Origin of the sequence: Pseudomonas sp. BN505, assembly GCF_029873175.1 — a bacterium.
Lineage (GTDB): Bacteria > Pseudomonadota > Gammaproteobacteria > Pseudomonadales > Pseudomonadaceae > Aquipseudomonas > Aquipseudomonas putida.
In genome coordinates, this window is the sequence record NZ_SSOI01000022.1 from 125,538 (window position 1) to 136,501 (window position 10,964).

A 10,964-nucleotide genomic window follows, 5' to 3' on the forward strand; every position below is an offset into this window, starting at 1 on the left:
TGCCTACTTCGCCGTCATCAGCGTGTCGGACGCTGTCCAGCCGCCGCCCAGTGCCTTGTAAAGGGCAACACTGGCCTGCAGGCGCGCCTCGCGCAGTCGTACCCGCTCGGACTGTGCGGTGAACAGGCTGCGTTGCGCCTCCAGCACGCTGAGCAGGTCCTCGGCGCCGGCCCGATAGCGGTTCTCTGCCAGATCGAAGGCACGCTGGGCCTGGGCAAGCTCTTCATTCTGCCAGCGTGTCTGGCGGTCCAGGCCATCGACGTTGTTCAGCGCCTTCTCGACTTCGCCGAAGCTGGTGATCAGCACGCTGCGATAGGCTTCGAGCAGTTCGTCCTGGCGAGCGATGGCGCGATCGCGCTCGGCGCGCAAGGCGCCATTGTTGAAAATGGGGGCTGTCAGGCCGGCACCGAGGTTGAACGCCGGATTGCGCAGCAGGTCAATGGCCTTTCTGTCGCCGGTGGCCAGGCTGGCCGTCAGGCTCACCGTGGGGAACAGTGCCGCCCGCGCAACGCTGACATCCGCCTGAGCCGCCGCCAGGCGCGCCTCTGCGCCGGCGATGTCCGGGCGGCGGGTCAGCAACTGGCTGGGGATGCCGGCGGCAATGCTCGGGCCGCTCAGTTGATCGAAAGGCTGATCGGCAAGCGCGAGTGCCTGCACCGGCACACCAAGCAGGATTGCCAGGGTGATCTGCGCATCCCGGGCTTCTTGCTGGTATAGCGGTAACTGGCGTTGCTGACTGGCCACAAGGCTTTCTTGCTGGGCCAGTTCAAGAGCAGTCGACGACCCTGCCTGGAAGCGCGTGCGTACCAGTTTGAGGATCTTTTCGGCGTTTTCCAGATTGAGCGTGGCAATGCGCGCCTGCTCACGAGCGGCGAGGGCGCTCAGATAGGTATCGGCAACGCTGCTCGTCAGGCTCAGCTCGAGCGTGTCACGATCAAGTGCAGTGGCTTGCAGGCCCAGACGGGCACTGTCACGAGCAGCCGCATTCTTGCCCCAGAAGTCCAGCTCGTAACTGGCCGTCAGTGCGGTGTTGAAGTAGCGGTAGGTCCGTTTACTGCTCGAAGTATCCTGTTCGCTGTAGCCTTGGCCTCGCAGCAGGCGCTGCTGATAGGCGTCGGCACTGGCATCGAGGCTCGGCAGCAGAGGGCCGCCGGCGATGCGCAGCTCGGCCCGTGCCTGCCTGACCCTGGCGATGGCGGCGCGCAGGTCATGGCTGCCTCGGCGCGCCTGCTCAATCAGCTGGCTCAGTTGAGCGCTGTTGAAGGTTGTCCACCATTGCGCCGAGGCTGCCGTGCCGCCAGTCGGGCCTTGCCAGTTGGTGGGCGCAACGATGCCGCTGTCCAGGGGGGCAGCAGTGTGGCTGCAAGCGCCAAGCAAGGTCAGCAGCGGCAGCATAAAAAGAGCGGTTCTGGTCATGGTCATTCACTGGTCAGGGCGGCGACAGGGTCGAGGGCGGCAGCCTTGCGCGCGGGCATGAAGCCGAAGATGACGCCGGTGGCTACCGAGCAGGCGAAGGCACCCACTATCGCCAGGGCGGAAAACGCCACGGCCACCTGGGCCAGGCTGAGTACCAAGCCGATCAGCAGCGCCAGGCACACGCCGATAAGGCCGCCGGTCAACGAAAGCACCACGGCTTCGGTCAGAAACTGGCGCAGGATGTCCCGCTGTCGGGCACCGGTGGCAATGCGGATGCCGATCTCGCGGGTGCGTTCGCGGACGGTCATCAGCATCACATTCATCACGCCGATCCCGCCGACCAACAGCGAAATGGCGGCGATGGCGCCAAGCATCAGGGACAGCCCGTTGCGCGTCGCAGCTTCGGCCTGGATCATCGCCGCGCTGTTGTCGATCTCGAAGTCTTCCATGCCATCGTGCAGGCTCAGCATCAGTTGGCGTATCGCCCGTTCGGCTTCATGCACCTGGGTACTGTCGGCGGCGCCGATGATCACGTACTCCGGGTGTTGCGTGCCGGACAGACGTATGGAGGTCGCAGAGTACGGGATGGCGATGCGCAGGTCGTTGCGCTGGTTGGCGCCGCTGGAGCCTTTGCTGGCCAGTACTCCGATCACCTGGAAAGGAACGTTCTCGATGAGGATGTACTGGCCGATCGGGTCCTGGCCGTCGACAAACAGCTTCTTGCGTACTTCCGAGCCGATCACGGCCACGGCCGCAGCCGTTGCCTGGTCGTTGTCGGTAAAGAAGCTGCCTTCGCTGACGGGCCAGCTCATCAGGGTCGGGAACACAGGCGTATACCCACCGATGGTCGATTCCAGGTCGCGATTGCCGAAGCGTACCTGCGCTTTCACTGTCATGGCCGGCATTATGGATTTCACTTGGGGCAGCTCGGCCAGCGCCTGCACGTCGCTGAGGCGAATGTTTCCGGGCGGGGCGCGCGGTGCCGGAGGGGCACCGTTCATGAAGATGATGTTCGAGCCGAACGCGCCCATCTGGGCCATGACCTGACGCTTGCTGCCTTCGCCCACCGCCAGCATCACGACCACCGACGCGACGCCGATGATGATCCCCAGCAGGGTCAGCGCGGTGCGTGTGCGGTTGCTCCACATGACCCGCCAGGCGGCCTGCAGGGCGTCCCGGGTTTCGCCCAGCCAGGGGCTGCTCTGGTTGTCGGCGCGGACCAGGCGCCGGGCCAGATCTTCGGCTTGCAGCGCCCCCGGGCGAGCCTGTGGCGGCGCCTGGTCGGCGCCGCTGTCGCTGATCACTTCACCGTCGCGGATCTCGATGATGCGGTGCGCGCGAGCGGCCACATCGCGGTCGTGGGTGATCAGGATCACCACATGGCCTTGCTCGGCCAGCTCATCCAGCAGGCGCATGACCTCGGTGCCACTGTGGCTGTCCAGCGCGCCCGTTGGCTCGTCCGCGAGGATGATATGGCCGCCGTTCATCAACGCCCGGGCAATGGATACCCGTTGTTGCTGGCCACCGGAAAGCTGGCGCGGGCGATTGCCGGTGCGTTCTCCCAGGCCCAGGCGTTGCAGCAGCGCCTGGGCCCTTTCGGCCCGTGGGGCGGCGGTGGTCCCGGCATAGATAGCCGGCATCTCCACGTTCTCCTGCGCAGAGGCGGAAGGGATCAGGTGATAGCCCTGAAACACGAACCCGAACGCTTCGCGGCGCAACCAGGCCAGTTCGTCATTGTTCAGGCCGGCAACGTCCTGGCCGGCGAAGCGATAATGCCCGGCGCTTGGGCGGTCGAGGCAACCGAGGATGTTCATCAGGGTCGACTTGCCGGAGCCTGAGGTGCCGACGATGGCGATGAACTCCCCGGCATGGATCTTCAGGTCGATGCCACGCAACACATCGACCTGGGGGCTGTCGCCGCCACCATAGGATTTACGGATACCGATCAGTTCTATCAGCGGGATGCTCATGTCAGCCCTCGCCGCCGACAGGGCCGATCAGCAGCTTGTCACCTTCATCAAGGCCCTCTAGGATCTGCACGCGCAGCCGGTCGCTGAGCCCGGTGCGTACCTGGCGCGTCTGCACGTCGCCCTTGCCGGTCAAGACGTGGGCAGTCTGCAGCGCTTCGCCCTGGCCGCGCCCCTGAAGCGCGGCGATCGGTACCGTCAACACATCCTTGGCAGATCCGGCGACGAAGAACACCTGTGCGGTCATGTCGGCCATCAGCGCGTTGTCATCGTTGTCGACGTCCAGCAGCACGGTGTAGAGCACCACGCGGCCGGTCCCGCTGCCGCTTGCGCCACCGGCGGCAACCGGGCTGCCGCCGCCTTGACTGAGCTGGTCCAGCGGCTTGGGCGGAATCGGCAATATTTGCCTGACGGTACCGGTCCAGCGCCTGCCGCCACTGCCCAAGGTGGTGAAGTAGGCCTGCATGCCGGTCTTGACCTGGCCGATATCAGCTTCCGAGACCTCGGCCCACACCGTCATCGGCGACAGCTTGGCGATCCGCAGGATCAGCGGGGTGCGCTGTTGCGCGTTCAAGGTCTGCCCTTGACGTGCATCGACAGCCACCACCGTGCCGCCGATCGGGGCATAGATACGTGTGTAGCCAAGCTCGGCCTCTGCGCTGCGCAACGTGGCCTGCGCCTGGAGGATCTGCGCCTCATACATGTCGATACGCGCCTGGGTCGTCAGCACCTTGGCCTGGGCTGTTTGCACATCCTCTTCGCGGGTGGCGCCGTCGGTGGCCATCCGCTGCTGGCGACGCAACTGCTGCTCGGCCAGGACATGTTCGGCGCGCTGCTCCTTGACCTGTGCTTTCAGGGTCTGGATGGCATAGCGCTCGGCATCCAGCCGGGCCTGTTGCGTGGCAGGGTCGATTTCCACCAGCAACTGCCCCTGCTTGACGGTGTCGCCTACCTCGACGTGCAAGGTGCGGATCTGCCCAGAGGCCTGCGCGCCGACATCGACGTACTGGCGGGGCTGCAGGGTGCCCAGCGCGGTGACGCTGGCTTCGATGTTGCCACGGCTGACGCTGACGGAAGGCCGCTGATCAGCCTCGCCTGGCAACAATTGCCAGGTGGCGAATGCGGCCAGCGGGATCAGGCACAGCACGAGGGTTACGGCGCGACGGGGAAGGCGTTGAGGCATCATGCAGGGTTCCGACCATGAGAGGGCCGCTGTCACCAGGGAACAGCTAGGGAGGCTGCCGATTAAACGAAAGCGACAAGGACGGATTTAGCGGTAAACGCCTGTTGCGGGCGGGGGAAATGTAACAACGTCTTTAAACTTGATGAGAATTATTATAGTTTAAGCGCCGGCAATGCCACTACTTGGCCTGCATCAGATTTCTATCATCATCGGAAAACAGGGAAAGCGCTTCGATGCCGTCTTCGGGTGTATTGCTAGAGCATTACTACCAGGAACTGGTCCGGTACCTTCGTTCGCGTCTCGGCAGCCGCCATGCGGCCGAGGATATCGCTCAGGAAGCCTATCTGCGGATAATCGAGCGGTGTGACGATACGCAGATCTCCCATCCGCGCGCTTTCCTTTATCGCACGGCCCTGAACCTGGTGACCGATGGCCATCGGCGTAGCAAGGCCCGTCGCGCCGAGCCCCTCGAAATACTGGAAACCGACGAGCGATTCTTCGTCGCGCCCGTGTACGGCGTCTGTCGTCAGGAAGAACGCCTGGAGTTGCTGCAGCGTGCGCTGGCGGAACTGGGCAACACCTGCCGGGAGTGCTTTTTGCTGCGCAAGCTAGAAGGCCTGTCCCATGGCGAGATCGCCACGCGTATGGGGTTGTCCAAGGCCACGGTAGAAAAGCACATCGTCAACGCCATGAAACATTGCCGCCTGCGCATGCGCGAGTGGGCAGAGACCTGAGCACGTGCCCGGCAGCGCAGCCGACTTTCCGTTAGCTTCAGTTGCCTGACGATGTACCGAACGTCAGGGCACCTTTCATCATGGTCGAATGGAACGGGTAGGAGCAGAAGAACTCGTACGCCTGGCCTGCCTGCAGCACGCGGGTGTCGAAGGTGACCGAGTCCTTTTCTCCACCTCCGATCAGCCGGGTATGGGCGAGCACGCGCTTGTCTCCCGGCTGGATGTAGTTGTTGGCTTCACCCGCCGCGGCGCCATCGGTGGTCACGCCTTTGATGTCTTCCTTTTTGGCCAGCACCCAGTTGTGGCCCATGATGTTCTTGGGCATCGTGCCCGTGTGCTGCAAGTTCACCGTGAAGCGTTGGCAGGTTTGCGGGACGCTGATCGTCTTCAGGTTGTAGGTCATCTGGTCGGTGCTGTGAATGTCCACCGAGCAGGACTCGTCGGACCACGCGACGCTGGACAGGGTCAGGGCGAAAAAGGCTAGGGCAGGGCGAAACATCTGGGTACTCCGAAAAGGTATGAGGCGATGCCTTGGGGCATGCGCCTTTTTTATACGAAGCCCGAGCGTCAGGGTTTAGGGCCTGCGGTTCGCTGCCCGGCTTAAAGGTAAATGCAAATTCCGTCAGTCAATCACTTGATTTATGCGGGTTTCCCGACTTCTATCAAATAAGACCGCTGCCAGGCATGGCCTTGGCAGTAGCCGTTACTGGCGCAGTATGGTCATGGAGCGTACCCATTACCCAACTGCCCAGGTCCCACCATGGCAAACAAGACCCTGCGCATCCTCATCGCCGACGCACACCCGTGCCAGCGCCTGCAGCTGGAGCGGTTGCTCAATGGCCTGGGCTATTACCGGATCGCCCCCGTGGAGAGCTTCGAGGAGCTCCAGCGCCTTGTTCATTGCGCCTTGCAGCCTTTTCATCTGCTGCTGGGCAATATCGAGCTGGCCAATCATGCCGGGGTCGACCTGGCGCGCTTCTGCCGCGTCAGCACGCAGATCCAGCACGCCCTGCTTTACCACTCCACTCAGTTGAAAGTGCCTTCAGTACCGCAGACCGAACGCCAGGCGGTCAGCCTGAGCCTCCCGCAGGTGCCTGATAACGAGGCGCTGGAGTCATTCATGGCGATCATCGACGCGCCACTGGTGGTCGGCAAGTTGCCGCTGCCGGGCAGCATGCCGGCTACCGCGGCGCGCCCACGGCCGCGGGCCAACTTCGCGCACACGGTGTTCAACCGCTAGCGGCGCAGCGGGCAGGGCAACGGGGCAGCTATTTGTTATCCTCTTGCCCTTTGCCGATTTGCGGACCCCTGCCATGACTGCCATCGATACCGCTCGCCCGCCCCGGTTCAGCCGCGGCGATCACCGGACCCTGGGCCTGGCGGCACTGGGCGGCGCGCTGGAAATCTACGACTTCATCATTTTCGTGTTCTTTGCGCTGACCCTCAGCCAGCTGTTCTTCCCGCCCGAAATGCCTGAGTGGCTGCGCCTGCTGCAAAGCTTCGGCATCTTCGTCACCGGTTACCTGGCGCGGCCGCTGGGCGGCATCCTGATGGCGCACTTTGCGGACCACCTGGGGCGTAAACGTGTGTTCAGCCTGAGCATCCTGATGATGGCCCTGCCGTGCCTGCTGATCGGCGTGATGCCGACCTATGCCGACATCGGCTATGCCGCGCCGCTGATTCTGCTGGCGCTGCGTATCTTCCAGGGGGCGGCGGTGGGGGGTGAGGTGCCGAGTGCCTGGACCTTCGTTGCCGAGCACGCGCCGGCCGGCCGACGCGGTTATGCCTTGGGCTTCCTGCAGGCCGGGCTGACCTTCGGTTACCTGCTGGGGGCGCTGACCGCGACCTTGCTGGCGCAAGTATTCACACCGCAGGAAATCCTCGACTACGCCTGGCGTTACCCGTTCCTGCTGGGTGGGGTGTTTGGCGTGGTTGGCGTGTGGCTACGCCGCTGGCTGAGCGAAACACCGGTGTTCCTGGCCTTGCGCGCACGTCAGGAACAGCCGGTGAAGTTCCCGCTGCGGCGGGTACTGGGCGAGCACCGCCGTGCGCTGATTCCGGCGGCGCTGCTGACTTGCGTGTTGACCTCTGCCGTTGTGGTGCTGGTGGTGATAACTCCGACGGTGATGCAGCAGCGCTTCGGCATGAGCCCCGGGCACACCTTTGCCCTGAGCAGTGTGGGCATCGTCTTCCTCAATATCGGCTGCGTACTCGCCGGCCTGCTGGTTGACCGCGTGGGCGCCTGGCGTGCGCTGATGCTTTACAGCGTGCTGCTGCCGCTGGGCATCGGCGCGTTGTACGCCAGCCTGAATGGGCAGTGGGGCATGACCTGGCTGGCCTACGCGCTGGCAGGGCTGTCCTGCGGCGTGGTGGGGGTGGTGCCGTCGGTGATGGTCGGGTTGTTCCCCGCCGAGATCCGGGTTTCGGGTATTTCCTTCACCTATAACGTGGCCTACGCACTGTGGGCCAGTACCACGCCGCTGGCATTGATCGCGCTGATGCCGTGGAGCCCGTGGGTGTGTGTCGGCTTTTGTCTGATCATGGGTACGGTGGGGCTGCTGACGGCCCTGTATTTCGGGCGCCGCGAGCCATTGACGTTTACTGCGGAGCCGATGCCGATCATGTGTGGTGACAAATGAGCAAGTACATGTCTTGGGTTGTGTAGCAGGGCATACACCGAGCGCCGCCCGTGCGGCGCATCGCGAGCTACCCTCGCTCCGACGTTTATTTTCGGCCAGTAACGCCTGTGACAGGTGCGCGCGACCGTCTTGTTTGTACGACCCGATATCGAGACATATACCAAGGCGCACGCGCGCGAATTGCCCAAAAATAATTGGCCCGAAACAAACGTAGGAGCGAGCATAGCTCGCGATGCGCCGCGCGGGCGGCGCTCGATCTGATAGGCGCTGAACCTCTCACGGCGAACACCTCGCAGCCCAGACGCATACTCGCAACAAAAAGCCCCCGGCTCATGAGAACCGGGGGCTTTTTGTTACCACAAGGGCAGGGCCATTACATGTTCGGGTAGTTCGGCCCGCCAGCGCCTTCAGGGGTAACCCAGGTGATGTTCTGGGCTGGGTCCTTGATGTCGCAGGTCTTGCAGTGCACACAGTTCTGCGCGTTGATCTGGAAGCGCTTGTTGCCGTCTTCCTGGGTGACCACTTCGTACACGCCCGCCGGGCAGTAGCGCTGGGCCGGCTCGTCGTACAGCGGCAAGTTGCTGGCGATCGGGATACTCGGGTCGGTCAGCTTCAGGTGGCAGGGTTGTTCCTCTTCGTGGTTGGTGCTGGAGAGGAATACCGAGCTGAGCTTGTCGAAGCTGAGCTTGCCGTCCGGTTTCGGATAGTCGATCTTTTTCGAATCCGCGGCCAGCTTGAGGCAGGCGTAGTCCGGCTTGGTGTCGTGCAGGGTGAACGGCAGCTTGCCGCCGAACCAGTTCTGGTCGACGTAGTTGAATGCACCACCAAACAGTGGGCCGAACTTGTGCAGCGCAGGGCCGAAGTTACGGCTGGCGAACAGTTCTTCGTGCAGCCAGCTGGCCTTGAAGGCGTCAACGTAAGTGTTCAGCGCATCGCCCCCCTCGCTGCCAGCGATCAGTGCGTCCGCTACTGCTTCGGCCGCGAGCATGCCCGATTTCATCGCGGTGTGGCTGCCCTTGATCTTGGAGAAGTTCAGGGTGCCCAGGTCGCAACCGATCAACGCCCCACCGTTGAACACCATCTTCGGCAGCGAGTTCAGGCCGCCTTTGCAGATGGCGCGGGCGCCATAGCTGATGCGCTTGCCGCCTTCGAGGTACTGCTTCATCACCGGGTGGTGCTTGAGGCGCTGGAATTCGTCGAACGGCGACAGGTACGGGTTGGCGTAGGACAGGTCGACGATCAGGCCGACCACCACCTGATTGTTTTCCAGGTGATAGAGGAACGAGCCACCGGTGTTGTCCTTGGCTACCACGTCCAGCGGCCAGCCGGCGGTGTGCACCACCAGGCCCTGCTCGTGCTTGGCCGGGTCGATTTCCCAGATTTCTTTCAGGCCGATGCCGTAATGCTGGACATCGGACTCGCTGTCGAGGTTGAAGCGCTTTATCAGCTGCTTGCCGATGTGGCCACGGCAGCCTTCGGCAAACAGGGTGTACTTGGCACGCAGTTCCATGCCCGGGGTGTACAGGCCTTCCTTTGGGTTGCCTTCGCGGTCGACACCGAGGTCGCCGGTGACGATGCCGCGGACCACGCCGTTGTCGTCGAACAGCGCTTCCTGGGCGGCGAAGCCCGGGTAGATTTCCACGCCCAGGTTCTCGGCCTGCTGGGCCAGCCAGCGGCACAGGTTGCCCAGCGAGATGATGTAGTTGCCATGGTTGTGCATGGTCTTGGGCACGAACAGGTCCGGCACCTTGGTGGCGCTGCCGGCATCCTTGAGCACATAGATGTCGTCGCGCTTCACTTCGGTGTTCAGCGGTGCGCCGAGCTCTTTCCAGTCGGGGAACAGTTCGTTCAGGGCGCGGGGTTCGAACACCGCGCCGGAGAGGATGTGGGCGCCGACTTCAGAGCCTTTTTCCACCACGCAGACGCTGATTTCGCTACCGGCTTCGGCGGCCTTCTGCTTCAGGCGGCAGGCGGCGGACAGGCCTGCCGGGCCGGCGCCGACGATGACCACGTCGAATTCCATGTATTCGCGTTCCACTGGTTCTCTCCTACTCATCAAGGCTCGTGCTGTTGCTTTGTCTTATGGGTGCTTGCGCACAGTGGCTCATCACGGGAGCGAAACTGTAGCTGCGCAAATGACGGACTACACCGTTTTGTCTTGGCCGCGCATTATATCTACACCACTTGGCGGGTCCAATACAAACGTTTGTTTGAATTTGCCGCAGGCCAGTAAAATCACAGGAACACGGCTGGAGGGTGACCGATTTGCCGTATTGACCGGATGGGGTGTTACGGTCAAGATACGAGCGGTTTTACGTTCGCCGTAGGCTTGCAGCCGGGCGCAGGTACACCTCTAAAGACCAGGTGTGGAGCAGGGTTTTGCGGCCTTGGGCCGGTTTGTAGTGGAGTTTACACGCCACGACAGAAAATCACCCGTGAGTATTTGTCGCAAGAGTCCGGACAAGACTGTTCGGTCACAGTGAAGATACTGGCTTCCGGTACGTTTTTAGAGGTGCCCTTGTACCCACGCGCATCGCCGGGCTCAGCCCCAGGCGACTATCTATTCACCGGAGAGTAACGAGGAATCCATGAAGGTTCTTGTAGCTGTCAAACGAGTGGTCGACTACAACGTCAAGGTTCGCGTCAAGGCGGACAACTCCGGCGTCGACCTTGCTAACGTCAAGATGTCCATGAACCCCTTCTGCGAAATCGCCGTGGAAGAGGCCGTACGCCTGAAGGAAAAAGGCGTTGCGACCGAGATCGTCGTCGTTTCCGTCGGCCCGACCACTGCCCAGGAGCAACTGCGTACCGCCCTGGCCCTGGGTGCCGACCGTGCCATCCTGGTAGAAGCCGCTGACGAGCTGAACTCCCTGGCGGTGTCCAAGGCGCTGAAAGCCGTTGTCGACAAGGAGCAGCCTCAGCTGGTCATCCTTGGCAAGCAGGCCATCGACAGCGACAACAACCAGACCGGCCAGATGTTGGCTGCGCTGACCGGCTACGCCCAGGGCACCTTCGCCTCCAAGGT

Annotated in this window: 8 protein-coding genes and 1 pseudogene; 4 read left to right on the forward strand and 5 right to left on the reverse strand. The window is 62.9% G+C overall.

Annotation, left to right across the window (positions count from 1 at the left end):
• Positions 1 to 3: 3 nt before the first annotated feature.
• The 3 genes from E8E78_RS04370 to E8E78_RS04380 are packed head-to-tail and all read right to left on the reverse strand — an operon-like array spanning position 4 to position 4,569.
• Complete coding sequence (locus tag E8E78_RS04370) at positions 4 to 1,422, reverse strand: efflux transporter outer membrane subunit (RefSeq protein WP_280313565.1); 1,419 nt, start codon at positions 1,420 to 1,422, stop codon at positions 4 to 6.
• Positions 1,419 to 3,386, reverse strand: a complete 1,968-nt coding sequence (locus E8E78_RS04375) for a MacB family efflux pump subunit (RefSeq protein ID WP_059395725.1) — start codon at positions 3,384 to 3,386, stop codon at positions 1,419 to 1,421. The genes E8E78_RS04370 and E8E78_RS04375 overlap by 4 nt, the downstream gene beginning before the upstream one ends.
• A 1-nt stretch (position 3,387) precedes the next feature.
• Positions 3,388 to 4,569 (reverse strand): efflux RND transporter periplasmic adaptor subunit, encoded by a 1,182-nt coding sequence (locus E8E78_RS04380; protein WP_049275765.1) that lies wholly within the window; start codon positions 4,567 to 4,569, stop codon positions 3,388 to 3,390.
• A 230-nt stretch (positions 4,570 to 4,799) separates the two neighbouring features.
• Between E8E78_RS04380 and E8E78_RS04385 the strand changes: the two genes are divergently transcribed.
• Positions 4,800 to 5,300 carry a sigma-70 family RNA polymerase sigma factor gene (locus E8E78_RS04385; RefSeq protein WP_049275766.1) on the forward strand — a complete coding sequence of 167 codons (501 nt, stop codon included), beginning with the start codon at positions 4,800 to 4,802 and terminating at the stop codon, positions 5,298 to 5,300.
• A gap of 37 nt (positions 5,301 to 5,337) precedes the next feature.
• On the opposite strand, the gene azu is transcribed toward E8E78_RS04385, so the two are convergent.
• Entirely contained in the window at positions 5,338 to 5,799 is a 462-nt protein-coding gene (gene azu / locus E8E78_RS04390; RefSeq protein ID WP_059395724.1) for an azurin, read from the reverse strand.
• A 261-nt stretch (positions 5,800 to 6,060) separates the two neighbouring features.
• Here azu and E8E78_RS04395 point away from each other — a divergent pair, with 261 nt between their 5' ends.
• A complete protein-coding gene (locus E8E78_RS04395) occupies positions 6,061 to 6,540 on the forward strand; it encodes a response regulator (RefSeq protein WP_049275768.1) in 480 nt (159 codons plus the stop codon).
• 73 nt (positions 6,541 to 6,613) lie between these two features.
• A complete protein-coding gene (locus E8E78_RS04400; protein ID WP_049275769.1) occupies positions 6,614 to 7,939 on the forward strand; it encodes an MFS transporter in 1,326 nt (441 codons plus the stop codon).
• 373 nt (positions 7,940 to 8,312) lie between these two features.
• Here E8E78_RS04400 and E8E78_RS04405 read toward each other — a convergent pair whose 3' ends face one another.
• Positions 8,313 to 9,995 (reverse strand): electron transfer flavoprotein-ubiquinone oxidoreductase, encoded by a 1,683-nt coding sequence (locus E8E78_RS04405; RefSeq protein ID WP_080642769.1) that lies wholly within the window; start codon positions 9,993 to 9,995, stop codon positions 8,313 to 8,315.
• A gap of 532 nt (positions 9,996 to 10,527) precedes the next feature.
• Between E8E78_RS04405 and E8E78_RS04410 the strand changes: the two are divergent.
• Positions 10,528 to 10,964 (forward strand): annotated as a pseudogene (locus E8E78_RS04410) (electron transfer flavoprotein subunit beta/FixA family protein); the annotation flags it as partial.